The organism is Arthrobacter sp. ZBG10, assembly GCF_001238605.1.
Classification (GTDB): Bacteria; Actinomycetota; Actinomycetes; order Actinomycetales; family Micrococcaceae; genus Arthrobacter.
In genome coordinates, this window is the sequence record NZ_LFQH01000062.1 from 20,876 (window position 1) to 45,314 (window position 24,439).

The window sequence follows — 24,439 nt, forward strand, 5'->3', positions numbered from 1 at the left end:
TTTGATCTGGGCTGCAGTTCAGATCTGCAGCCGGATATTTTCGGCCTTGCCGGTTGTCTTTTGTGGCCAGCAGGGCCGGTAACAGATACACCTTGCGCTCCGCTCAGTGCGGACCGCCGGACTGACGCGTCAGGGGCAGTTGAAATGCTGCAGATTCCTGCGACAGACCAAGCAGGCGGCACCGGCATCGATTGCGCAGTAAAAGATCCAATGGCAAGGAACTGCAAAAACGGATCAACAGGCGTCAATTACCGCCGGTGCATGTCCACCTTAGCACCTTCAACGTCCACAGCCAGCTTCAGCACCCGCCAGCCGATTTCCGGCGTGTTGGCGGCCGTGAACGCCTCAATCGAGGCCAGCACGGCGGCGGCCTCAACCTCGCCGTTAGCCAGGACCAGCACGGTGGGGCCTGCTCCGGAAACCACTGCTGCGTGCCCCGCCCGGCGCAGGGCGGTGATGAGCGCGGCGCTGGGGCGCATGGCCTCGGCGCGGTAGCTCTGGTGCAGGTAGTCCTCGGTGCCTGGGAACAGCAGTTCCGGATCCGCGGTGAGCGCGTGGATCAGCAGGGCCGCGCGCCCGGAGTTCATGGCCGCCGCATGGTGGCCCACCGAGGCAGGCAGCAAGGCCCTCGCCGCTTCCGTGGACAATTCGTAGTCCGGCACGGCAACAATGGGGATGACAGATCCGGCCACCGTGGCGCAGGTAGTGCTGTACCGGTCACTGTCCTGCCATGACAGCGCCAATCCGCCGAAAATGGCGGGTGCGACGTTGTCCGGGTGGCCCTCCAGCTCACTGGTCAGCTGCAGGATCCAATTTTTGCCGCGGCTGCTCGCCGTCGGCACCATCGCGTTGGCCGCCGTCACGGCCGCCACCACCGCTGACGCCGAGGAGCCAAGGCCGCGGCCGTGCGGGTTGACGTTCTGCGCCGTCACCCGCAGGCCCCGGCGGCGGAAGCCCAAGCGCTCGAGGGCGGCATCGATGGCCCGAACCACCAGGTGGCTGGCGTCGCGGGGCAGCGTCTCTGCACCCTCACCGGTGAGCTCGAACAGGAGTTCGTCCGTGTCCAGGCTTTCAACGGTGAGGGTATCGTGCAGTGCCAGCGCCAGGCCCAGGCTGTCATAGCCGGGTCCGAGGTTGGCGGAGGTGCCGGGGACCCGGACCGTGACACGCTGGCCGGACTCGATGAGCTCCAGTGCGGCCACGGCCTGTGAGGTGGTTTCCAAGGTTACTTTTCTTCCAGTCCCAGTTCAGCGGCGACAGTGACAACGTCGTTGGACACCTTGACCGGCTGCACATCGCTGCCGTCCTCGGTGCGCAGTGCCCACTGGGGATCCTTGAGGCCGTGGCCGGTGACGGTGATAACGATGGTTTTGCCCGCGGGTACCTCGCCGGCGGCGTGCTTCTTCAGCAGCCCGGCCACGCCTGCGGCGGAACCAGGTTCCACAAAAACACCCTCGCGGGCGGAAAGCCAGCGGTGGGCCGCCAGGATCTCGTCGTCGGTGACGGCGTCGATCAGTCCGCCGGATTCGTCGCGGGCGTTGATGGCGCCGTCCCACGAAGCAGGGTTGCCGATCCGGATGGCGGTGGCGATGGTGTCGGGTTCCGTGATGGGGTGGCCGGCCACAAACGGGGCGGCACCGGCGGCCTGGAAGCCCCACATAACAGGAGTCCTGGTGGACACTGCGGGCAGGGTGCCGGCCGTCGCGGACTCGAAGGGCGCGGAGTACTCCTTGTAGCCCTTCCAGTAGGCGGTGATGTTGCCGGCGTTGCCGACGGGCAGGACGTGGATGTCCGGGGCGTCGCCCAGGGAATCCACAATTTCGAAGGCGCCGGTCTTCTGGCCCTGGATGCGGGCCGGGTTGACGGAGTTCACCAGGAACACGGGGTAGGACTCCCCCAGCTTCCGGGCGATGTCCAGGCAGTTATCGAAGTTGCCGTCCACCTGCAGGAGGGTGGCACCGTGGGCGATCGCCTGGCTCAGTTTGCCCATGGAGATCTTGCCCTCGGGCACCAGGACGGCGCACTTCAACCCTGCAGCGGTCGCGTACGCGGCGGCAGAGGCGGACGTGTTGCCCGTGGAGGCGCACACCACGGCCTTGGCGCCGGCTTCCACAGCGGCTGTCATGGCCATGGTCATGCCACGGTCCTTGAAGGATCCGGTGGGGTTCATGCCCTCCACCTTGAGGTAGACCTTTGAGCCTGTGAGTTCGGAGAGCGCCTGTGCAGGCACCAGCGGCGTTCCGCCTTCGCCCAGGGTGATGACCCGGGTGGCTTCCGTGACGGGCAAACGGTCAGCGTATTCGCGGATAACGCCGCGCCATTGGTGAGCCACTTAGACTCCTTCTACCCGAAGAACGGATGTAACTGAGTTGATGACGTCCAGGCCCTTGACGGCCTCGACGGTGGCTGCAAGTGCAGCCTCTGATGCGCGGTGGGTGACAATCCGCAGCTCGGCGGATTCCACGGAGGAATCGGCGTTGCGGTGGATGGTCTGGCGCATGGTTTCGATGGACACGCCGTGCTCCGCAAAAAGCTGCGCGATCCGGGCCAGGACGCCGGGCTGGTCAGCCACGTCCAGGCCGATGTAGTAACTGGTGGACGCTGCGGTGATGGGCAGCGCCGGGACGTGGCCGGTAGTGGTCTCGGTGCGGCCCGGACCGCCCAGGACCAGGCGCCGCGCCGCGGACACCAGGTCGCCCAGGACGGCGGAAGCCGTGGGCGTGCCGCCGGCACCCTGGCCGTAGAACATCAGTTCGCCGGCGTTCTCGGCTTCGATGAACACGGCGTTGAAGGCTCCGCGGACGGCTGCCAGCGGGTGTTCGCGGGGCAGCAGGGTGGGGTGCACCCGCACCGAGACACCGTCGTTTCCGTCCGCGTCCGCAAGCTTCTCCGCGATGGCCAGCAGCTTGATGACAAAACCGGCGTCCTTGGCCGCGGCGATGTCCGCGGCGCTGACTGCGGTGATGCCTTCACAGTGCACGTTTTCCAGGGCAAAGCGGGTGTGGAAGGACAGGGAGGCCAGGATCGCGGCCTTCGCGGCGGCGTCGTGGCCTTCAACGTCAGCGGTGGGGTCCGCTTCCGCGTAGCCCAGGCGCTGGGCTTCGGCCAGGGCGTCGGCGAACTGGGCGCCCGTGGAATCCATCTGGTCCAGGATGAAGTTGGTGGTGCCGTTGACGATTCCCAGCACGCGGGTGATGCGGTCACCGGACAGGCTGTCGCGGATGGGGCGCAGGATGGGGATCGCACCGGCCACCGCGGCCTCATAGGAGAGCTGGACGCCTGCTTTGTCGGCTTCCTCGTATAGGGTGGGGCCGTCCTGGGCCAGCAGGGCCTTGTTGCCCGTGACCACGCACGCGCCGTTGCTGAGTGCAGCGAGGATCAGCGTGCGGGCCGGCTCGATGCCGCCCATAAGTTCGATGACCAGGTCGGCGTCCTTGACCAGGGTCTCGGCGTCCGTGGTGAAAAGGTCCTGGGGCAGGTCGACGTCGCGCTTGGAGTTAACGTTGCGGACGGCGATCCCGCTGAGCTGAAGGCGGGCTCCGGTCCGGGCGGCCAGAGCGTCGGCGTCCTCAAGGAGAATCCGCGCCACCTGTGCCCCAACGTTGCCGCAGCCCAGGAGGGCCACCTTCAGGGTTCGCATTTCCGTCATTCAGGCTCCCATGTCGCGGTTCAGCAGATCTTCTTCGGTTTCCCCGCGGACAATCAGCCGGGCAGATCCGTCGCGCACCGCGACAACGCCCGGCCGGGCCAGATAGTTGTAGTTGCTCGACAGGGCCCAGCAGTAGGCGCCGGTCCCCGGTACTGCAAGCAAATCACCGGCTGCCACGTCCCCGGGCAGATATACATCTCTAACAACTATGTCGCCGCTCTCGCAATGTTTGCCCACCACGCGGGACAGTTCCGGGGCGGCGGCGGAGGTTCGGCCGGCCAGGACAGCCGAGTAATCCGCGTCGTAAAGCACCGGGCGGGCGTTGTCGCTCATGCCGCCGTCCACCGAAACATACCGGCGCGGATACGTAACGTTTCCGGCGTCGGTGCCGGCGGGCGCGTCGACCCTGACCGTCTTGAGGGTGCCCACCTCGTACAGCGTGAAGGTGGTGCTGCCCACGATCGCCCGTCCCGGTTCAATGGAGATCCGGGGTGCCGTGATGCCCAGCTCCGCGCAGGTGGAACGCACGACGGCGGCCATCGCCGCTGCGATTTCCGCCGGGGGGCGCGGGGTATCCACCGCCGTGTAGGCGATGCCGTATCCTCCGCCGAGGTCCAGCTCCGGCATCATGATGCCGTATTTTTCCTGCATCGCGGCCAGGAAGCGGAGCAGCTTCTCCGCCGCCACGGCAAAGCCGTCCGGTTCGAAGATCTGCGAGCCGATGTGGCAGTGCAGGCCCAGCAGGTCGATCCCAGGGTGCGCGGCGGCTGCTGCCACCGCTTCCTCGGCGGCGGAAAGGCCTGCCTGTTCCGTGGTGTCAGCTGCCATGGAGAGGCCGAACTTCTGGTCCTCATGGGCAGTGGCGATGAATTCGTGGGTGTGGGCGTGGACGCCCGGGGTGAGCCTGAGCATCACCTTCGCCTGCTCGCCGCGCGCCTGGGCGATGGCGCCCACGCGGACCAGTTCCGCCAGGCTGTCCACCACGATCCGGCCCAGGCCCATGTCCAGGGCGCGGGTGATCTCGGCGTCGGACTTGTTGTTGCCGTGCAGCGCCACGCGGTCCCCGGCGATGCCGGCGCGGGCGGCCACAGCCAGCTCGCCGCCGGAAGCCGTGTCCAGGCGCAGGCCCTCCTCCTCAACCCACTTCACTACAGCGGTGCACAGGAAGGACTTGCCGGCGTAGTAGACGTCCACGCCGCCGCAGATGTCCGCGAAGGCTGCGTCGAAGGCGTCTTTGAAGGACCGGGCGCGGGACCGGAAGTCGGCCTCGTCCAGGACAAACAGAGGGGTGCCGAACTGTTCCTTGAGGGCCGAGACGGGCAGGCCGGCCACGGCAATTTCGCCCTGGTCGTTGCGCTGCACGCCGCCGGCCCACAGCGGTTCATGCAGGACGTTGAGGTCGTCAGGAACGGACAACCATTCGGGTGCCAGCGGTGAAGCGGTGGTATTGGCCTGTGCGGTCATCGCTGTCACATCCGTTCCGGCGCGGAGACGCCCAGCAGGTCAAGGCCGTTGGCCAGGACCTGGCTGGTGGCGTCGTTGAGCCAGAGGCGGGTGCGGTTCACGTCGGTAACCGGTTCCTCCCCCATCGGGGCCACCCGGCAGGCGTCATACCAGCGGTGGTAGGCGCCCGCGATGAGTTCCAGGTGCCGGGCCACGCGGTGCGGTTCGCGCAGTTCCGCGGCCTTGGCCACGATGGAGGGGTAGCTGCCCAGGTGGGAGAGCAGTTCGTTTTCCGTTGTGTGGTCCAGCAGCGCGGCCTCAAACACGGAGCGGTCAACACCGGCGGCCACGGCGTTGCGGGCAGCACCGCGGGACCGTGCGTGGGCGTACTGGACGTAGAACACCGGGTTCTCGTTGCTGTTTTTCTTCAGCAGTTCCGGGTCAAGGGTCAGCGGCGAATCGGCCGGGAACCGGGCCAGCGAGTAGCGCACCGCGTCCTTGCCCAGCCAGTCGACCAGGTCCCTGAGCTCGATGATGTTGCCGGCGCGCTTGGACAGCTTGGCGCCGTTGACGGAGACCAGCTGGCCGATCAGGACCTCGATGTTGGCCTCGGGATCGTCCCCGGCGCAGGCGGCGATGGCCTTGAGCCGGTTGATGTAGCCGTGGTGGTCGGCGCCCAGGAGGTAAATCTTCTCCGGGAAACCGCGGTCCTTCTTGGACAGGTAATACGCGGCGTCCGCAGCGAAGTACGTGGGCTCGCCGTTCGCGCGGATCATCACCCGGTCCTTGTCGTCCCCGAAGTCGGTGGTCCGCAGCCAGACCGCGCCGCCGTCGTCGAACACGTGACCCTGTTCGCGCAGGCGCGCCACGGCACTTTCGATCGCGCCGCCGTCGTGCAGTTCCTGCTCGGAGAAGTAGACGTCGAATTCGACGCCGAAGTCCGCAAGGGTGGTTTTGATGTCCTTAAGCTGCGCCTTGTACGCCGCGGCCCGGATCACGGGGACGGCCGCCACCTCGGTGAGTTCGCGGATGTCCGGGTGAACGGTGAGCACTTCATGGCCCAGGTCGGCGATGTACTGGCCGGGATAGCCGCCCTCGGGTACCGGGCGGCCATGCAGCCGCGAGTACACGGAGTTGGCAAAGACGTTCATCTGCGAGCCGGCGTCGTTGATGTAGTACTCGGTGGTGACCCGGGCGCCGGAGGCCCGCAGGACGCGGGCAATGGCGTCACCGAGGGCGGCCCAGCGGGTATGGCCGATATGCAGCGGGCCCGTGGGGTTCGCGGAAACAAACTCCATGTTGACGGTGTGGCCGGCGAGCGCGGTGTTGGTGCCGTAGGTCCGGCCTGCCTCCACAATCACCTTGGCGAGGGCGCCGGCTGCGGCGGCGTCGACGGTGATGTTGAGGAAGCCCGGTCCGGCGATGTCCACGGCGGAGACGCCGTCGATCGAGGCCAGGCGGGTGCGGAGGACGGTGGCGAGATCGCGGGGGTTCATTCCGGCGGGCTTGGCCAGCTGGAGTGCGATGTTGGTGGCCCAGTCGCCGTGGTCCCGGTTCTTGGGTCGCTCCACGCGCACCTCGTCCGGCACTGCTGACGCTGCCAGGCTGATTTCGCCGGCAGCAACGGCGTCCTTCAGGCAGGCGGATATGGCGAGGGAGAGTTCTTCGGGAGTCACCCTCCTAGCCTACCGGGGGCCCGGGACAGCAAAGAATCTTACGGCGGACCCGTTGCGGGCCCGCAGGTGATGGAGGCAACCGGGTCCGGCTGAACCAATAGGCTTGCTCCGACGTTGACATAACAGTAACCACCGCCGGATGAACCAATGACGAAACGAGAGCCCCACATGAGACCCTCAGTACGCAAGGGCGTTTACGCCGGAATGGCAGGCCTTTCCCTGGTCGGCGCCGTGGCGGGCTGCGCGCCCGCCGCTTCCGGCGGCGACCCCGCCAACACATCTGCCGCGGAGACGCCGGCGGCCGCACCCACCACGGGCACGTCATCCACTTCGATGGCCACCACGGGATCCGGCGGCGCCTCCGCCTACAAGGACGGCACCTACAGCGCGGACGGCAACTATGTCTCCCCCAACGGGACCGAGACCGTCGGTGTGGAGCTGACTCTGGCGGCCGGCAAAGTCACGGACGTGCAGATCACCACGCACCCTTCCAACCCCAACACCCGCAAGTTCCAGGGTGAGTTCGCCGGTGGTATCGCCGGTCAGATTGTGGGTAAGGACATTGACGGCCTCAACGTCTCCAAGGTGGCCGGCTCGTCACTGACCAGTGGCGGTTTCAACGACGCAGTGGAACAGATCAAGTCCGAGGCGAAGTAGGCGGTGCCGGCAGCGGACGGCGCGGCATTTTCCTTTGCGGGCATCGGCACGCAGTGGGAAATCACCACGCCGCGCCCGCTGTCCGGCCCCCTCCGGACGGCGCTGCTGGCGACGGTGGAAACGTTCGACGGCGTGTGGTCCCGTTTCCGGGACGACTCACGGGTGGCGGCCATGGCCCGGGCCGCGGGCAGCTACACCTTCCCCGCAGAGGCCTCAGCCCTGGGGGAACTGTATCGGACGCTGTACCGGATCACCGGGGGTGCCATGACGCCCCTGATCGGCAGCAGCCTGGAGCGCCTGGGCTACGACGCGCAGTACTCCCTGCAGCCAACCGGCGCGGCCCTTCCGGCGCCGGCCTGGGACGGCCGCCTGGACTGGACCGGCGCCACCCTCACCGTCAACGGGCCGGTGGTCCTGGATATCGGCGCAGCAGGCAAGGGGCTGCTGGTGGACCTGCTGGCCGCGGACCTTACTGCCGCGGGCCACGACGCCTTCCTGATTGATGGCAGCGGCGACCTCCTGGCCCGCGGCCCGGGCACCGTCCGCGTGGGCCTCGAACATCCCTACAACCCCCGGCAGGCCATCGGGGTGGTGGAGTTGGCGGGACGGTCCCTGTGCGCCTCGGCCGCGAACCGGCGGGTGTGGGGCGATGGGCTCCACCACGTCCTGGACGGCACCACCGGCCTGCCTGTGCGGACCGCCGTGGCCACCTGGGCCATGGCGGAGACCGCAATGGTGGCGGATGCCCTGGCCACAGCACTGTTTTTTTCACCCGGGCCTGCGCTTGAGGAGTCATTCGACTTTTCCTGGCTGACCGTCTTTTCCGACGGCAGCGCCGCCCACTCCGCCGACTTTGAAGGGAAACTGTTCACATGAGTTCCGTGGAAACACCCAAGGCGGGCCCTGCCCCTTCCCTTGCCGGCACAGTGGACACCGCCCTGGGCCGGCTCACCATGTACCGGCTGGTGCTCCTGGTCCTTGCAGTCCTGGTGGCCTACAGCCTGCTGCTGGATGTCCTGGGCTGGCTCACCTTCGGGATCCCCGAGATGCTGGCCCACCTGGTCCTGTGCCTGGCGCTGACCTACACCGCCAACCGGGCCCTGGCCGCACTGTTCCGGGTACAGCCGCACTCCGAGTCCGCCCTGATCACCGGCCTGCTGATCTATTTCCTGTTCTGGCCCTCGTTCCAGGTGATGGACGTGGCAGGGGTGGCGCTGGCCTGCGTCCTGGCTTCCGCCTCCAAATATGCCCTGGCGTGGCGTGGCCGGCATGTTTTCAACCCCGCCGCCGCCGGCGCCTTCGTCACGGGCCTGACCGGCCTGAACATTGCCACCTGGTGGGCCGCCACACCAGCCATGCTGTTCCTGCTGGTCCCGGGCGTCCTGTTGGTGCTGTACCGGACCCGGAAAGCCCTGATGGCTGCCGTTTTTGTGGCGGCGTCCACGTCCATCATCACTGTGGAGCTGGTCCGTGCCGGCTTGAGCGCCGGGACGGGCCTCTGGCAGGCGCTGGCGCAACGGCCGGTGCTTTTCTTCGTAGGTTTTATGCTCACGGAGCCGCTGACCCTTCCGCCGCGCCGCTGGCAGCAGCTGGCACTTGCTGCCGTTGTGGGTGTGGTCTTTGCGGTTCCGTACAACTTCGGCTTCCTCGCCAACTCCCCCGAGGCCGCGTTGCTGCTGGGTAACCTGCTGGCCTTTATGCTGGGCCAGCGCGGCGGCGTGACGCTGCGGCTGGAAGGCACCCGCCAGCTGACGCCCACCACAACCGAATTCTCCTTCACCCCTGCCCGGCCGGTACGTTTCCAGCCGGGCCAGTACATGGAGCTCGACCTGCCGCACGCCAAGTCGGACGGCAAGGGCCGGCGCCGGGTCTTCAGCCTGACGGGCGCACCGGATGCGCGGCAGGTAACCTTCGGCGTCCGGACCGCCGGTCCCCTCTCCGCCGCCAAGAAGGCCCTCCTGGCGCTGGAGCCCGGCGATAAGCTCCGCGCCACCTCCGTGGGCGGCGATTTTGTCCTCCCCCGGAACCGGCAGCAGCCGGTGCTGCTGGTTGCCGCAGGAATCGGCATCACCCCGTACCTGTCCCATCTGTCCTCCGGCGGGCTGCGGGACCGCGACGCGGTCCTGCTGCTGCTGGCCCGGAGCGCCGCCGAGGTGGCCTATGCCGATGAGCTGCGCGCTTCGGGCCTGCGTGTGGTGGTCCACCTGGCGGACGGTTCTGCGCCGCCCCCGGACCTGGCCGGCACACCCAACGGGGGCACCCGGCTGGACCCGGCAGCACTCAAGGCGCTGGTCCCTGACATCGGGGCGCGGGAGGTCTACGTCTCCGGTTCACCGGCCAGCGTCGCCTCGCTGCGCCGTGCGGCCAGGGCAGCCGGCGCCCGGCGCGTCCACACGGACTCGTTCGCGGGCTACTGAAGGCTGCCGGAAGGTGCCCCACACCACCCCCGCAGCGGCCGTTTTTCCTTGCGGGCCACCTTACTGCTAAGCTCTAGGACGTCCCGCCGGAAACGGCAGGAACCCCGGATTGCCCTCGTAGCTCAGGGGATAGAGCGTCTGCCTCCGGAGCAGAAGGTCGTAGGTTCGAATCCTATCGAGGGCACCAGCCAAAACCACCCCGGTCCTGCCGGGGTGGTTTTGTTTAACCCACCGTGCACCACCGGTCCGGTTTTCCGGCAGGTGAGCCTGCACTGGATTGTCGGCACCCCCTCGTAGTCTGGTTCCACCGACTCCAGGAGGTAACGCCATGCACACGCCGTTCTGCACCATCGTCCCGCCGTATCTGCTGCGGCGGCTGGCGCGCCAGGATGCGCCGCAGTTTTCCGCAGCGGCCCGGGCCGCCCGGGAAGCCCTGGTCCATGTCCGGTCAGTGCAGGCGGCCCGGACCCGGTCGGCAGCGGCCGGCCCGGCCGGCGTGCGCCAGACAGCTCCGGGGCCGGTGAACCGGACCATCTACGACGCCGGCAACGCTGAAGTCCTGCCGGGGAAGCTGGTCCGCAAGGAAGGCGAACCGGACACCGGAGACCTGGCCCAGGATGAGGCCTACGCCGGGCTGGGCTCCACCCACCGGCTCTACGCGGACGTTTTTGGCCGGAACTCCGTGGACGGCAACGGCCTGGGCCTGGATGCCACGGTCCACTTTGGCAAGCTGTATGACAACGCCTTCTGGGACGGCAACCAGATGGTCTTCGGCGACGGTGACGGCGAGGTCTTTGACCGGTTCACCAAGTCCCTGAGCGTGATCGGCCATGAACTGGCGCACGGCGTCACCCAGTTCACTGCCGCCTTGGTATACCGTAACCAGGCCGGCGCGCTGAACGAGTCGATGTCGGACGTCTTTGGCGCCCTGGTGGAACAGTACGTCGGAAAACAGTCCGCTGCAGAGGCCAGCTGGCTGATCGGCGAAGGCCTTTTTACGCCCGAAGTGCAGGGCACTGCGCTGCGTTCCATGAAGGCGCCGGGTACCGCGTACGACGACGACGTGCTGGGCAAGGATCCGCAGCCTGACTCCATGGATACGTATGTGCGCACCAGCGCTGACAACGGCGGCGTGCACATCAACTCCGGCATCCCCAACCGTGCCTTCTACCTCGTCGCCGAAGCGCTGGGCGGGAACGCCTGGGACGCCCCGGGCCGGATCTGGTACGACACCCTGACAGGCGGTTCCCTGCCACCAACGGCAACATTCGGTGTTTTTGCCCGTGCCACCGCCGCGTCCGCCGTGGAAATTTTTGGTGCCGGCTCAGCAGAGCATGACGCCGTGGCCAAGGCGTGGGAAACTGTGAAGGTCAAGCTCTAAACGGAGCTCCCCGCGGCCCGGCGACGGGCAGCGGGGCAGCAGGAACCCAGGAACCAGGCCATGAAGATCAGTGTGGAACGGACCGGCGGAATTGCGGCAATAACCAGGGTCTGGACCGTTGAGGCCCAGTCCGAGACAGCCATTAACGAGTGGCAGTTTCTGGTGGAGGCATGCCCCTGGGACGCAGTGCCCAGGACCACGCGCGCGGCAGCGCAGGCGTTTTCAGACGCCGTGCCTGACCGTTTCATTTACTCCATCCGCGCCGGCCAGCGGCGTGCGGCCCTGCCGGAACGGGCGGTTACCGGCCCGTGGCGGATCCTGGTGGACAGCGCCCGGGCCGCCGCCGAAGAAGCCCGCGCCGAGCCGGGTACCGACCCCGCCTGAGTGGTCCGCTCAGCCCACGCCTGCCAGCTGGCCGCGGAACGCCCGCCGGTAGGACTGCGGACTGGTATCGAGGACCTTGGCGAAGTGGTGCCGCAGCAGCACCGGGTGGCCAAAACCGGATTGCCTGGCCACCTCGTCGATGTTCAGGTCCGTTGACTCAAGCAGCTCCTGCGCACGGAGCACACGCTGGGAATTCAGCCAGGCAGCGGGCGTCGCGCCCGTTTCCGAGCGGAACCGGCGGGCAAAGGTACGGGCGGACATGTGCACCTGGGCGGCAAGGTCGTTGACGGAGTGTTCCCGGTCCAGGTTGCCCACCATCCAGCGCAGGAGTTCGGCCATGGGTGCCGAGCCGCAGGTGGGGATGGGCCGCTCGATGAACTGGGCCTGGCCGCCGTCCCGGTGTGGCGGTACCACCATGTCCCGGGCGATCGCGGCGGCCACCTGGGCCCCGAGTTCCACCCGGACAAGATGCAGGCAGGCATCGATTCCCGCAGCCGTGCCGGCAGAGGAAATGATGTTCCCGTCCTGGACGTAGAGCACGTTTTCGTCCACCTCAACGCCGGGATAGGAGGTGGCCAGCTCCTGCGAATGCCGCCAATGCGTGGTGGACCGCCGGTCCGCCAGCAGCCCTGCCCTGGCAAGCGCGAACACAGCCGAGCAGATCGACATCACCCAGGCGCCCCTCTTATCTGCGGCGCGCAGGGCCGCGAGCACCGGCTCCGGCAGTTCCGCGTCCCCGCCATAAGGGGTCATGATGACGAGGTCGGCGTCCAGGGTGGCGTCCAGGCCAAGCTCCACATTCATGGAAAGCCCGGATTCGAGTGTCACGCTGCCCGGGACGGGCGTGCACACCCGGAAATCGAAAGCGGGAACGCCGTTGCCCCGCCGGGACCGGTCGATGCCGAACACCTCGCAGGCGGTGCCGAACTCGAACATCGAAACGTTGGACACCACAATGACTGCCACTGTTTTGAGCATATTTCCAGTGTGGCAGTAATTCACGCTTTTTGGTCGTTTCTGCCACTGTTTTTGCTGCCGGCCCGGGATCACGATGAAGACATGGAAATCTTCGTCAGCATCCTCATCGTTTCTGTCCTCCTGGTCGTGGCAGCCACGGTTGCCGCGATCCTCCACGACGGTCGTGGTCACTTGCCCCGCATCGACTCCCGCCTGGACTGGTCAGCCTTGGAACTGCCCAGTTCCAGCCACACCAGCCGCCTCTTCTGACGTCCGGGGTCCGGACCGGCCCCTGGGCGGCCCGGCTGCGGCAGTAGAATGTCAGCAGCCATGACTTTTCATATTTCCTATCCCGCCGAGCTGCCGGTTTCCGAGCGCCGCGACGACCTGATGGCCGCCATTGCCGCCAACCAGGTGACAATCATTGCCGGCGAGACCGGTTCCGGAAAGACCACCCAGATCCCCAAGATGTGCCTTGAACTGGGCCTGGGCGAGAACGGCCTGATCGGCCATACCCAGCCCCGGCGGCTGGCGGCACGCACGGTGGCCGAACGCATTGCGGAGGAACTGGGCGTGGACATCGGCCAGGAAGTGGGCTTCCAGGTCCGCTTCACCGGTGAAGTCAGCCGCAACACCAAGGTCAAGCTGATGACGGACGGCATCCTGCTGGCCGAGATCCAGCGCGACAAGCTGCTGCGCAAATACAACGCGATCATCATCGATGAAGCGCATGAGCGCAGCCTGAACATCGACTTCATCCTGGGCTACCTGCGGCGGATCCTGCCGCAGCGCCCGGACCTGAAGGTCATCATCACCTCCGCCACCATTGATCCAGAGCGGTTCGCCAACCATTTCGGCACGCCGGAGCAGCCGGCACCGATCATCGAGGTCTCCGGCCGGACCTTCCCGGTGGAAATCCGCTACCGGCCGCTCTCGCAGCCCAAGGACGACCAGGACGAGGGCTCGGACGATGAACTCGAGGAGGACCGGGACCCGCTGGACGCGGTCTGCGACGCTGTGGACGAACTGGCTTCCGAGGCCCCCGGCGACATCCTGGTGTTCTTCTCCGGTGAACGCGAAATCCGGGGCGCTGCAGAAGCGCTGCAGGCCCGGATCCAGTCCAACCGCAGGCTGGCGGGCACCGAGGTCCTGCCACTGTTTGCCCGGCTGAGCCTGCAGGAACAGCACAAGGTGTTCCACCCGGGTTCCAAACGCCGCATTGTCCTGGCCACCAACGTGGCGGAAACCTCGCTGACAGTGCCAGGCATCAAGTACGTGATCGACACGGGCACCGCCCGCATCTCCCGCTACTCGCACCGCACCAAAGTCCAGCGGCTGCCCATCGAACGGGTTTCGCAGGCATCCGCCAACCAGCGTTCGGGCCGGTGCGGCCGTGTGTCGGACGGCATCGCCATCAGGCTGTACTCGGAGGAGGACTTCGAGTCCCGCCCCCTCTTCACCGATCCTGAGATCCTGCGCACCAACCTTGCCGCGGTCATTTTGCAGATGACCGCCATGGGTGTGGCACGCGGGCCCAAGGACGTTGAAGAGTTTCCCTTCGTGGAGCCGCCCGAGTCGCGGGCCATCAACGACGGCGTCACCCTGCTCCGCGAACTCGGCGCCCTGGCAGCGGCGCAGCCGGCCGGCGCAAAGGGCGGTGCAAAGGGCGGCGGGCTGACCGCCGTCGGGCACCAGCTGGCGCAGTTGCCGGTGGATCCCCGCCTGGGCAGGATGATTGTGGAGGCCGGCAAACGTGGCTGCGTCCGCGAAGTCATGATCCTGGCAGCCGCGCTCACCATCCAGGACCCGCGGGAACGGCCCACCGACAAGCAGCAGCTCGCGGCCGAAAAGCACAACCGGTTCAAGGACGAGAATTCGGATTTCACCGGGTTCCTGAACCTCTGGAATTACCTGCAGGAGAAGCAGCAGGAGCTCTCCTCCTCAGCATTCCGGCGCCTGTGCCGCAACGAGTTCATCAACTACCTGCGCGTCCGCGAGTGGCAGGACCTCTTCGCGCAGCTGCGCCAGCTGGCCCGCCCCCTGGGCATCAGCCTGGACAACAATCGCGAGGTGGATCCTGTGGGCAACCACGAAGGCATCCACATCAGCCTGCTGTCCGGCCTGCTGAGCCATATCGGCATCCTGGACGAACGCAAGCGCGAATACGCGGGCGCCCGGGGCAGCCGGTTCGCGATTTTCCCCGGGTCTGCGCTGTTCAAGAAGTCCCCCACGTTCGTGATGGCCGCCGAGCTGGTGGAGACCAGCCGCCTCTGGGCACGCGTGGCAGCCCGCTTTGATCCGCTGTGGGCGGAACAGGTGGCACCGGACCTGGTGAAGCGCAGCTACAGCGAGCCGCACTGGTCCACCAGGCAGGGCTCGGTGATGGCCTACGAAAAGGTCACCCTCTACGGGGTACCGATCATCGCCCAGCGGAAGATCAACTACGGCCGGGTGGATCCGGTCCTGGCCCGCGAGCTGTTCATCCGCCATGCGCTGGTGGAAGGCGACTGGAAAACCCAGCACAAGTTCTTCCACCGCAACCGGGCCCTCCTGCACGAGGTGGAGGAACTGGAAGCGCGGATGCGCCGCCGGGACCTCATGGTGGATGACGAGACGCTTTTTGAGTTCTACGACGCGCGGATCGGCGCTGAGGTGGTCTCCGAACGGCACTTCGACAAGTGGTGGAAGGACGCCCGCCGGGAGCAGCAGGACCTGCTGGACTATGACAAGTCGTTGCTGATCAGCAACGACGCCGATGACCTGGACGATTCCGCCTACCCCAAGTCCTGGCTGCACAAGGGATTCGACCTGCCGCTGAGCTACGAGTTCCACCCGGTGGCTCCCGGTTCTGCGCCCAACCCGTCCGACGGCGTGACGGCAGAAGTGCCGGTCCTTTTCCTGAACCAGCTCGACGACGCCCCCTTCCGGTGGCTTATTCCGGGCCAACGTGTGGAGCTGGTAACGGCCCTGATCAAGTCGCTGCCCAAGCAGGTCCGGAAAAACTTCGTGCCTGCTCCTGACGTCGCCCGCCAAACGGTAGCCGTCCTCGAAGCCGACTTCGACCCGGCGGCGGATGACCTCGAAGCCTCCCTCGAACTGGCCCTCCGGCGGCTCCGCGGTGCTGTCATCCCGCCGGGATCGTGGAACTGGGACGCCGTTCCCCCTCACCTGCGCGTGAGCTTCAAGGTGGTGGACAGCAAAGGCAAGGTGCTGGAGGAGGGCAAGGACCTGCCGGCGCTCCAGGAACGGCTGGCACCGGCCACCCGGCGTGCCATCGCCGAGTCCCTCGGCGCCACCCCTGCGACAACCGGTCCTGCCGCCGGGGGAAAGGTCAAACGCAACGGCACAGGGCCCGACGCCGGCACAGCCGCTGCCGGGGGGCGGGGGCAGGTGCCCGGCGGCTTCGCCGAACAGACCGGATTGGTTGAGTGGTCGGTGGGGACCCTCCAGCAGCAGGTCAGCAGCATGGTCAAAGGCCACACTGTAACTGGCTTTCCCGCCCTGGTGGACCAGGGGACGTCAGTGTCCCTCCGCGTGTTCCAGACTCCGGCCGAGCAGCAGGCTGCCATGCGGGGCGGCGTCATCAGGTTGCTGGCCCTGCGCGTCCCGGCACCCGACCGCTACGTCCTCGAACACTTGAGCAACACCGAGAAGCTCACGTTCAGCCAGAACCCGCACGGCTCGGTCACGGCGCTGATCGCGGACTGCGCCCTGGCAGCCATCGACAAGCTGGTCCCCGCCCAGCTGCCGTGGGACCGGGCAGCCTTCGACGCGCTGTATGAGACCGTGCGGGCCGAGCTGATCGACACCGTCTTCAGCGTCACGTCCGTGGTGGAACGGATCCTGGCCAGCGCCCGCCGGATCGAAAAGCAGCTGAAGGGCACCACCAGCCTGGCCCTCATCAGCGCCCTCAATGACATCCGGAGCCAGCTGGAGAACCTGGTCCATCCCGGCTTTGTGGCACGCACGGGCTACTCCCAGCTCAGCCAGCTCCCGCGCTACCTGGCTGCGATCGAGAAACGCCTGGAACGCCTCCCGGGCAACGTGCAGCGGGATGCGCTGGGGATGGCTGCGGTCCAGCGGCTGGAGGACGATTACGACGACGCCGTGTCCGCCCTCCTGCCGGGCCGGCGCGCCGGGCACGAATTAACCCAGGTGCGCTGGATGATCGAGGAACTGCGGGTCAGCCTGTTTGCGGTGGAGCTGGGTACCGCCTACTCCGTCTCGGAAAAACGCATCCGTGCCGTGCTCAACAAGGCACTCGCCCCGGCTTAGCCCGGTTCCCCCGGCACCGCGGCGCCGTACCCGGCGTCGCGGAGGCCCTGGCGGAGTTTCGCCGCGTGCCCATCCAGTGCCACCGGATCCGGGTTCTGGTCCACGGAGCCGAAGTCGTAGTCCGCCATGCTGCGGGACGGCCACACATGGACGTGGAGGTGGTTGATCTCGTAACCGGCCACCAGCAGGCCGGCCCGGGGGGCGCCGAAGAGGTCCACCTGGACCGCGCCAATGCGGCGCGCAACCTCCATGACCCGGGCCAGGGTTTCCGGTGACGCGTCGGTCCACCGGTCCACTTCTTCGGTGGGGACCACCAGGGTGTGGCCGTCTGCAAGCGGCCCGGTGGTGAGGAAGGCGGCGACATCGGCTTCGCGCCAGACGAAGCGGCCCGGAATCTCGCCGTTGATGATTTTGGTGAACAGCGTGCTCACGCGTCTGCCTCCTTGGCGGGTGCCTGCAGGGTGCTGGTGTCCAGCACAAACCGGTATTTCACGTCGCCGGCCACCATCCGGTGGTAGGCCTCATTCAGCTGGTCCGCGCCCACCAGTTCGATGTCCGCCACCACGCCGTGTTCGGCGCAGAAGTCCAGCATCTCCTGGGTTTCGGCGATTCCGCCGATCAGGGAGCCGGCATAGGCAATCCGGCGGCGGATGAGCGCGCCCGGGTTGACCGGCGGCATGGCCTCGGACGGCAGGCCCAGCTGGAACAGGGCCCCGTCCACGCGCAGCGTCCGGAAGAAGGGGTTCAGGTCGTGGGGTGCGGCCACGGTGTCGATGATCAGGTCGATGGTACGGTCCGCCGCTGCCATTGCGGCAGGGTCCCGCGACAGGACCACGTCGTCCGCGCCGAGCTCCAGGGCTGCGGGCGCCTTGGCTTCGGAGGTGGTGAAAACCACCACCTTTGCGCCCATGGCCTTGGCCAGTTTGACGGCCATGTGACCCAGTCCGCCGAGGCCCACAACACCCACCACGTCGCCCTCTTCGACGTCGAAATGGCGGAGCGGGGAAAAAGTGGTGACACCAGCGCACAGCAGTGGGGCCACGGCGGCCGGATCCAGCGATTCCGGCACCCGCAGCACGTAGCGCCGGTCCACCACCACAGAGGTGGCATAGCCGCCCTGCGTGACGGTGTCCCCGTTGCGCAGGTCCTTGGCTCCATAGGTGCCGGTCATGCCGTTTTCGCAGTATTGCTCCAGGCCGTCCAGGCAGCTGCCGCATTCCCGGCACGAGTCCACCATGCACCCCACCCCCACACGGTCGCCGGCCTCGAAGTCCGTAACGTCGGCGCCGACGCGGCTGACGGTGCCCACGATTTCGTGGCCGGGGACCAGCGGATAGGACTGGTTGCCCCACTCCCCCCGGGTGGCGTGCACATCGGAATGGCACAGCCCGCAGTACTCGATGGCGATTTCGACGTCGTCCGCCTTGGGCGCCCGCCGCGCAACGGTGAGCGGGACCAGGCCGCTGTCCCCCGACGTGGCGCCATAGGCGGCGGCCAGCACGCCGCCGTCGGCAACGGGGTTGATGGTTTGGGCGAGGGGCGGGGGTACGGGGCGTCCTGGGGTCATAGTGCGACGCTACCCCCGCGGCCGCCCGCGTTGCCAGTTGGCTGCCGTTCCGGCCCGTCCGGTTCCGGGCCGGTGGCCACGGGAAGGTCCGGCCGGTTGGACCATTCCGAGAATGATCCCGGATACAGGGCAGCGCTGAAGCCGGCCAGTTCCAGGGCCGCCACCTGGTGTGCTGCGGTAACACCGGAGCCGCAGTAGACAGCCACCGACACGCCGTCCCGCGCCCCCAGCGCCTCGAACCGGCGGCGCAGGTCTGCGGCCGGCAGGAAGCGCCCGTTGGCCGCCAAGTTCGCCGCCGCCGGCGCACTGACGGCCCCGGGGATGTGGCCGGCGCGCGGGTCGACGGGTTCCACTTCACCGCGGTAGCGTTCCCCGGCCCGCGCATCCAGGAGCAGGCCGCGGTCGGGCCACTCCGCAGCCGCAGCGGCGTCCAGGACGGGCATTGCACCCGCCGCAAGGTCAATGTCGCCCGGTTCCGGTACCACCGCACCGGCGGCGAGCGGGAGTCCCGCCGCGCGCCAGGCGGCCAGGCCGCCGTCGAGCAGGAAAACGGTGGCAATCCCGGCGTCCCGAAGCAGCCACCACAAGCGGGCCGCGGCCATGTTGCCGCTGTCGTCGTACGCCACCACCACGTCGCCGGACCGCAGGCCCCAACCCCTGGCAGCGTACTGGAATGCCCGCGCCTCCGGCAGCGGGTGCCGGCCCCGGCCTTCCGCTGCCGGATCGGCAAGCTCGGCGGCGAGGTCCACAAATACCGCGCCCGGCAGGTGCTCGGCCAGGTAGTGGTCACGGCCGTGGGGGTCGCCCAGCGCCCAGCGCACATCGAGGAGGACCGTCCGCTCACCGGCGGCAAGGCGGCCGGCCAGCCGGTCCACATCCATCAGGGGTTCCATGGGGCTCCTTCGGTGCTTTGACGTTCGGTTCCAACTCTAAAGGGCGGGGGCCGCGCCGCAGGTAGGCTGGTGCGGTGAAGATCGAGCAGGGCAGCGCCCCGGACCACGGCAGCAGGAAAAGCAGCGACCGGGAATGGGCGGACGCGGCCATCCGGAAGATCGCGGCGGAAAACAACCGCTCCGCCGATACCCACCTCTACTCGGTCCCGCTGCCGGAACACTGGGGCATCGGTCTGTACCTCAAGGACGAGTCCACCCACCGTTCCGGCAGCCTGAAGCACCGGCTGGCCCGGTCCCTGTTCCTATTCGGCCTGGTGAACGGCTGGATCCGGTCCGACACCACCATCGTTGAAGCCTCCAGCGGCAGTACCGCCGTGTCCGAGGCTTATTTCGCCCAGCTCCTGGAGCTCCCGTTCATCGCCGTAATGGCACGCAGCACCAGCGCAGAGAAAATCGCCCTGATCGAGCAGTTCGGGGGCTCCTGCCTGCTGGTGGACCACGCCGCGGAGGTCTACGCCACTGCTGAGGAAGTGGCGGCCACCTGCAACGGCCACTACATGGACCAGTTCACCTACGCCGAACGGGCCACCGATTGGCGTGGGAACAACAACATCGCCGAGTCCATCTTCGGCCAGCTCCGGCTCGAGGAACATCCGGTGCCGGACTGGATCGTGGTGGGCGCCGGGACCGGCGGCACCAGCGCCACCATCGGTCGGTACCTCCGCTACAACAACCATTCCACGCAGCTGCTGGTGGTGGACCCGGAAAACTCGGCGTTCCTCCCCGGCTGGCGGGGCGCCGCCGATCCCGCCGGGTTGCCGTCCCGCATCGAAGGAATCGGCCGCGCCAGGATGGAACCCAGCTTTGTGCCGTCCGTGATCGATGCCATGATCCAGGTCCCGGACGCGGCATCCGTCGCCGCGATGCGGCACCTGCGGACCCTCACGGGGTTCGCCGCCGGGCCCTCCACCGGAACCAACCTCTGGGGAGTCTGGCAGACGGTGGCCGGGATGCTCGCGGCAGGCCGCACCGGCAGCGTTGTCACCCTGATGTGTGACGGCGGCGAACGCTACGCGGGCAACTACTACAACCCTGCCTGGCTGGCGGCCCAGGGCCTGGACCCGGCGCCCCACGAAGCCATCCTCGCAGAGTTCTTCGAGACGGGCGCCTGGCCGGTTTAGGCCTCCACCGACTCGCCCGGCTCAAGGTGCGTGTAGGTGACGCCGTATTTCGCGCCGAGCCGCTGTACCTGCGTCTCCACGATCTTCAGGCCGGCAGCGTTGAGCAGCCCGTCGTGGATCTGGTACACCTGCGGAGCCCGGACACCGATCACGAAGTCCACCACCTCGGACATTTTGGACCAGGGCGCGTGCAGCGGCACCAGCAGTGTCTTGACGCTGATCCCGTCCGGGATGATGAAGGAATCCCCCGGGTGGTAGACGTTCCCGTCCACCAGGTAGCCGATGTTGGCCACCACCGGAATCTGGGGGTGGATCAGGGCGTGCTGGCCGCCGAAACTGCTGATGGCAAAGCCTGCTGCTTCAAAGGTGCTGCCGGGATCCACCGTGTGGATGGCTCCGGCGGCGCCGGGTGCTTCGGCGCGCAGTTTCTCCGCCACTCCCGCCGGGGCGTGGACAGCCGGGGCGCCAGGGCCGTTGAGCACCTCAACCACTGCCGCCATATCAATATGGTCAGGGTGTTCGTGGGTCACCAGGATAGCTTCGGCGCCGGCCAGCGCCTGGTCGGTCTCGGAGAACGTGCCGGGGTCAAGGACCAGCACCCGGCCGTCCTTTTCGAGCCGGACACAGGCGTGCGTGTATTTCGTCAGCTTCATCCGGCCAGCCTAGGGTCCGGTCAGCACCCTGTCCACGACGCCGCGGCTGGTAATCTTTAGCGTTGCACCCATCCCCACGGAAAGGCAGTCCCTCCATGCCGTTCGGAGCCCAGGCTGACGCCACCACCCCGCCGCCGCCGGCCAGTGGGGGCAAGGAACAGCGCGTGACCAAACAGCGTAAGGCGGTCAGCGCCGCCCTGGACACGCTCAGTGATTTTGTCAGCACGCAGGAGCTGTACCGGATCCTGCAGAACCAGGGCGATTCGGTCTCGCTGGCCACCGCCTACCGGATCCTGCAGTCCCTCGCTGACGAGGGCCTCGTGGATGTGCTCCGCAACGGCGACGGCGAAGCGGTGTACCGCCGCTGCGCGGTCACCGGCCACCACCACCACCTGCTGTGCCGCAACTGCGGCAAGGCTGTGGAGGTGGAGGCCCCGGCCGTTGAAACCTGGGCCACCCGGACCGCAGCGGTGCACGGCTACACGGAAGTGGCCCACACGGTGGAAATCTTTGGGCTGTGCCCGGACTGCACCAGCCTCAAGGCCGCTGGCCTGCTGTAGCACGACCCGGCAGCAATTCAGGCGCCCTGCAGTACGCGGCCGTTGAGCCCCCTGCGGGCCCGGAAAGCGCCGATCCCCCGGCACACGGCATAAATCAGGAACGACAGCGTGGTCACGTAGGGGCTGATGGGGATCCGGCCGCCCAGCGCCAGCAGGATCCCGCCCACGGTGGCCACCACCGCGAACGCCACGCTCAGCAGCACCACGGCCACCGGGCTTGAGGTCACCCGCAAGGCCGCGGCCGCAGGGGTGATCAGCAGGGCGAGGACCAACAAGGCACCCACCACCTGGATGGACAAGGCAACGCTGACGCCCAGCAGCACCATAAACACCAGCGCCAGTGTCCTGACGGGAACACCGCGGGCCTCCGCCAGCTCGGGGTCCACACTGGCGAAGTTCAGCGGACGCCAGATCGCAAAAAGCGCCAGCATCACCACCACGGCGGTCCCGGCCAGGGCCTGCAGCTGGACGGTGTCCACGGACACGATCTGGCCGGTCAGCAAACCGAATTTGTTGGCGGCACGGCCCTCGTACAGCGAGAGGAACAGGATGCCCAGCCCCAGGCCGAACGGCATGATGACGCCGATGATTGAGTTTTTGTCCCGGGCACGGACCCCCATCAGGCCCAGGAGCAGCGCGGCGGCGACGGAGCCGATCAGCGAACCGAAAACCACGTCCGTACCGATCAGCAGCGCGAAGGCTGCCCCGGCAAAGGACAGTTCGGAGATGCCGTGCACTGCAAAGGCCAGGTCGCGCTTCATCACAAACGTTCCCACCAGCCCGCCCAGGAGGCCCAGGACGGCACCGGCCCAGATGGAGTTCTGGACCAGGACCAGCAGTTCGCCGTAGTTATCAAAGCTGAAGATGGCTCCGAGGATGCTGTCGAGGTCCATCAGGCGGCGTCCCCTGCCAGTTCCCGGCCGGCACTGTGATGGTGCGTGGTGGCATCCGGGAGCCCCACCACCACGATCCTGCCGTTGGCATGGATCACTTCGACGTGGCTGCCGTAGAGGTCGGAAAGTACCTCGGTGGTCATGACCTCCTCGGGGGCGCCCACCCGGAACCGGCCGCCGGCCAGGTACAGGACGCGGTCCACATAGTCGATCACGGGGTTGATTTCGTGGGTCACAAACACTACTGCGCTGTTCTTTTTATGGCACTGCTTGTTGATCAGCGCGCTCACGGCCTGCTGGTGGTGCAGGTCAAGGGAAAGCAATGGCTCGTCGCAGAGCAGCACCTGCGGGTCCGTGGCGAGGGCCTGGGCCACGCGGAGCCGTTGCTGCTCGCCGCCGGAGAGCTGGCCGACGGGTACCTTGGCGTATTCCGTGGCCCCGACAAGTTCCAGGAGCTCGTCAATCCGGCGGTTCACTTTGGCCGCGGAGAAACGGAATCCCCAGCGGTGGCCGTCCACGCCCAGGCCAACCAGGTCCCGGGCACGCATGGGAACATCCGGGGCGAAGGATTTCTGCTGCGGGATGTAGCCGATCAGGTTGCTGCCGCGCTCCACGGGGTGACCGCCAAGGGTGGCCGTTCCGTGATGCAGGTCCTGAAGGCCCAGCAGGACCTTGAGGAAGCTGGTTTTGCCGCTTCCATTCGGACCCAGGACAGCAAAGAACTCCCCGGGCCTGATATCCAGGTCCAGGTCCTCCCAAAGCGCCCGCTGACCGAACTTGAGGGAGGCGCCGGTGAGGCTGACCGCGGGTTTCAACTATTTATTCTCCAGAATTTTGCTGATCTTCTCCACATTGTCCGTCATCCACTGCAGGTACGTCTTGCCCTCAGGCAGCGTCTCGTTGAAGTCAACGACCGGTACGCCTGCGGATTCGGCTGCCTTCTTCAGGGCTTCGGTTTGCGGGCCCTCGGTCTGCTCATTGTAGGCAAGGAGCAGGACCGTCTTGGCTGACACCAGGTCAGTCGCCGCCTTGAGAACAGCGGGAGGAACGTCCGTGCCTTCCTCGATGGCGGCCGTGTATTCCTCGGGGGTGGCGTTTTCCAGGCCTGCATCCGCCAGGAGGTAGAGCGGCACAGGTTCGGTGACGGCAACCTGCTTGCCGGCACCGGCGCCCTTGAGGGCGTCGAGGCTGCCGTGGAGTTTTTCCACAGCGGATTTGAAGGATGCGGCATTGGCCTCGAACGTGGCTGCCGAACCGGGGTCCAGTTCGGTGAGCCGTGCAGCAATGCCGTCCGCGAGTTTCTCCATGGCAGGCAGGCTGTACCAGACGTGTTCGTTGAAGGCGCCGTGGTCGTGGTCATGGTCTTCGGCGTCGGCTGCGCCGCCTGCCGTGGCCTCCGCCGTCGCGTCGCCGTGATCGTCCAGTCCGGAGATGTCCACGGCGTTCAGGATGTTGCCGTCGGCAAGGCTGCTGTCCTTGGTCAGGGTTGTGACGAAGTCGTCGTAGCCGCCACCGTTTTCGATCACCAGGTCTGCTTTGGAAACCGCCAGCCTGTCCTGTGCCGTGGCCTCGTAGGAGTGCGGGTCCTGGCTGGTTTTGTTGATGATGGCCGTGACGCTGACGGCGTCCCCACCGATGGCCTGGGCGATATCCCCGTAGACGTTGGTGGAGGCCACCACGGAAATCCCGTCCGCCGCAGACTCGGTCGCAGCCTGCGGCGCGGCGCAGCCCGCCAGCAGGAGGCCAAGGCCGGCAAAGGCGGCGAGGGAAGTGTGGGCAGCGGCAGGACGGCGCACGAAAAAACCTTCAATCAGGAGGAGAGGACAACCCGTCCAGCGTATACCTAAATAGGA

The 24,439-nt window shown here is 67.2% G+C and carries 22 protein-coding genes and 1 tRNA gene; 10 read left to right on the forward strand and 13 right to left on the reverse strand.

Features of this window, described 5'->3' with window-relative positions; translation table 11 throughout:
• Positions 1–248: 248 nt before the first annotated feature.
• Genes thrB through argS form a run of 5 tightly spaced genes read right to left on the reverse strand, consistent with a single transcriptional unit; the run spans position 249 to position 6,768 of the window.
• Positions 249–1,223: a homoserine kinase gene (gene thrB / locus ACU18_RS15025; RefSeq protein WP_050686812.1), complete on the reverse strand. Its 975-nt coding sequence runs from the start codon at positions 1,221–1,223 to the stop codon at positions 249–251.
• 2 nt (positions 1,224–1,225) lie between these two features.
• Positions 1,226–2,332, reverse strand: coding sequence for a threonine synthase (gene thrC / locus ACU18_RS15030; RefSeq protein ID WP_050686813.1), 1,107 nt, complete (start codon positions 2,330–2,332; stop codon positions 1,226–1,228).
• The gene (locus ACU18_RS15035; RefSeq protein ID WP_050686814.1) at positions 2,333–3,649 is read right to left on the reverse strand and encodes a homoserine dehydrogenase; all 1,317 of its coding nucleotides are present in this window, start codon (positions 3,647–3,649) and stop codon (positions 2,333–2,335) included.
• On the reverse strand, positions 3,650–5,113 hold the full coding sequence (gene lysA / locus ACU18_RS15040) for a diaminopimelate decarboxylase (protein WP_050686815.1): 1,464 nt from the start codon (positions 5,111–5,113) through the stop codon (positions 3,650–3,652).
• Between the two features lie 5 nt (positions 5,114–5,118).
• Positions 5,119–6,768 carry an arginine--tRNA ligase gene (gene argS, locus ACU18_RS15045; RefSeq protein WP_050686816.1) on the reverse strand — a complete coding sequence of 550 codons (1,650 nt, stop codon included), beginning with the start codon at positions 6,766–6,768 and terminating at the stop codon, positions 5,119–5,121.
• 168 nt (positions 6,769–6,936) lie between these two features.
• Here argS and ACU18_RS15050 point away from each other — a divergent pair, with 168 nt between their 5' ends.
• From ACU18_RS15050 to ACU18_RS15075, 6 genes are all read left to right on the forward strand, one after another.
• Positions 6,937–7,425: an FMN-binding protein gene (locus tag ACU18_RS15050; RefSeq protein ID WP_050686817.1), complete on the forward strand. Its 489-nt coding sequence runs from the start codon at positions 6,937–6,939 to the stop codon at positions 7,423–7,425.
• A 3-nt stretch (positions 7,426–7,428) separates the two neighbouring features.
• The gene (locus tag ACU18_RS15055; protein WP_050686818.1) at positions 7,429–8,301 is read left to right on the forward strand and encodes an FAD:protein FMN transferase; all 873 of its coding nucleotides are present in this window, start codon (positions 7,429–7,431) and stop codon (positions 8,299–8,301) included.
• Entirely contained in the window at positions 8,298–9,842 is a 1,545-nt protein-coding gene (locus ACU18_RS15060; RefSeq protein WP_050686819.1) for a ferredoxin--NADP reductase, read from the forward strand. The genes ACU18_RS15055 and ACU18_RS15060 overlap by 4 nt, the downstream gene beginning before the upstream one ends.
• Positions 9,843–9,953: 111 nt before the next feature.
• Positions 9,954–10,029: transfer RNA gene (locus tag ACU18_RS15065), tRNA-Arg, on the forward strand.
• 141 nt (positions 10,030–10,170) lie between these two features.
• A complete protein-coding gene (locus ACU18_RS15070) occupies positions 10,171–11,223 on the forward strand; it encodes a M4 family metallopeptidase (protein ID WP_050686820.1) in 1,053 nt (350 codons plus the stop codon).
• Between the two features lie 60 nt (positions 11,224–11,283).
• Entirely contained in the window at positions 11,284–11,607 is a 324-nt protein-coding gene (locus ACU18_RS15075) for a protealysin inhibitor emfourin (protein ID WP_050686822.1), read from the forward strand.
• A 9-nt stretch (positions 11,608–11,616) separates the two neighbouring features.
• Here the strand turns inward: ACU18_RS15075 and ACU18_RS15080 are convergent, their stop codons facing one another.
• Positions 11,617–12,585: a GlxA family transcriptional regulator gene (locus ACU18_RS15080; RefSeq protein WP_050686824.1), complete on the reverse strand. Its 969-nt coding sequence runs from the start codon at positions 12,583–12,585 to the stop codon at positions 11,617–11,619.
• An 81-nt stretch (positions 12,586–12,666) separates the two neighbouring features.
• Between ACU18_RS15080 and ACU18_RS19960 the strand changes: the two genes are divergently transcribed.
• Together ACU18_RS19960 and hrpA are read left to right on the forward strand one after the other, a co-directional pair.
• Positions 12,667–12,834: a hypothetical protein gene (locus ACU18_RS19960; RefSeq protein ID WP_164468841.1), complete on the forward strand. Its 168-nt coding sequence runs from the start codon at positions 12,667–12,669 to the stop codon at positions 12,832–12,834.
• Between the two features lie 60 nt (positions 12,835–12,894).
• Positions 12,895–16,839 carry an ATP-dependent RNA helicase HrpA gene (gene hrpA / locus ACU18_RS15085; RefSeq protein ID WP_050686844.1) on the forward strand — a complete coding sequence of 1,315 codons (3,945 nt, stop codon included), beginning with the start codon at positions 12,895–12,897 and terminating at the stop codon, positions 16,837–16,839.
• Here hrpA and ACU18_RS15090 read toward each other — a convergent pair.
• The 3 genes from ACU18_RS15090 to ACU18_RS15100 are packed head-to-tail and all read right to left on the reverse strand — an operon-like array spanning position 16,836 to position 19,299.
• Positions 16,836–17,270, reverse strand: a complete 435-nt coding sequence (locus ACU18_RS15090) for an HIT family protein (RefSeq protein ID WP_050686826.1) — start codon at positions 17,268–17,270, stop codon at positions 16,836–16,838. The genes hrpA and ACU18_RS15090 overlap by 4 nt on opposite strands.
• Positions 17,267–18,406 (reverse strand): NAD(P)-dependent alcohol dehydrogenase, encoded by a 1,140-nt coding sequence (locus ACU18_RS15095; RefSeq protein WP_050686827.1) that lies wholly within the window; start codon positions 18,404–18,406, stop codon positions 17,267–17,269. Before ACU18_RS15095 ends, ACU18_RS15090 begins: the two co-directional genes overlap by 4 nt.
• Positions 18,403–19,299 carry a sulfurtransferase gene (locus ACU18_RS15100; protein ID WP_050686829.1) on the reverse strand — a complete coding sequence of 299 codons (897 nt, stop codon included), beginning with the start codon at positions 19,297–19,299 and terminating at the stop codon, positions 18,403–18,405. The genes ACU18_RS15095 and ACU18_RS15100 overlap by 4 nt, the downstream gene beginning before the upstream one ends.
• A 74-nt stretch (positions 19,300–19,373) precedes the next feature.
• Here ACU18_RS15100 and ACU18_RS15105 point away from each other — a divergent pair, with 74 nt between their 5' ends.
• Positions 19,374–20,480, forward strand: a complete 1,107-nt coding sequence (locus tag ACU18_RS15105; RefSeq protein WP_050686832.1) for a PLP-dependent cysteine synthase family protein — start codon at positions 19,374–19,376, stop codon at positions 20,478–20,480.
• Here the strand turns inward: ACU18_RS15105 and ACU18_RS15110 are convergent.
• Positions 20,477–21,133, reverse strand: coding sequence for an MBL fold metallo-hydrolase (locus tag ACU18_RS15110; RefSeq protein WP_050686834.1), 657 nt, complete (start codon positions 21,131–21,133; stop codon positions 20,477–20,479). The genes ACU18_RS15105 and ACU18_RS15110 overlap by 4 nt on opposite strands.
• A 95-nt stretch (positions 21,134–21,228) precedes the next feature.
• Between ACU18_RS15110 and ACU18_RS15115 the strand changes: the two genes are divergently transcribed.
• Positions 21,229–21,693, forward strand: coding sequence for a Fur family transcriptional regulator (locus tag ACU18_RS15115; RefSeq protein ID WP_050686836.1), 465 nt, complete (start codon positions 21,229–21,231; stop codon positions 21,691–21,693).
• Positions 21,694–21,710: 17 nt separating this feature from the next.
• Here the strand turns inward: ACU18_RS15115 and ACU18_RS15120 are convergent, their stop codons facing one another.
• Genes ACU18_RS15120 through ACU18_RS15130 form a run of 3 tightly spaced genes read right to left on the reverse strand, consistent with a single transcriptional unit; the run spans position 21,711 to position 24,382 of the window.
• A complete protein-coding gene (locus tag ACU18_RS15120; protein ID WP_050686838.1) occupies positions 21,711–22,586 on the reverse strand; it encodes a metal ABC transporter permease in 876 nt (291 codons plus the stop codon).
• Positions 22,586–23,401 carry a metal ABC transporter ATP-binding protein gene (locus tag ACU18_RS15125; RefSeq protein ID WP_050686840.1) on the reverse strand — a complete coding sequence of 272 codons (816 nt, stop codon included), beginning with the start codon at positions 23,399–23,401 and terminating at the stop codon, positions 22,586–22,588. Before ACU18_RS15125 ends, ACU18_RS15120 begins: the two co-directional genes overlap by 1 nt.
• Positions 23,402–24,382, reverse strand: a complete 981-nt coding sequence (locus tag ACU18_RS15130; RefSeq protein WP_050686842.1) for a metal ABC transporter solute-binding protein, Zn/Mn family — start codon at positions 24,380–24,382, stop codon at positions 23,402–23,404.
• Positions 24,383–24,439: the final 57 nt, after the last annotated feature.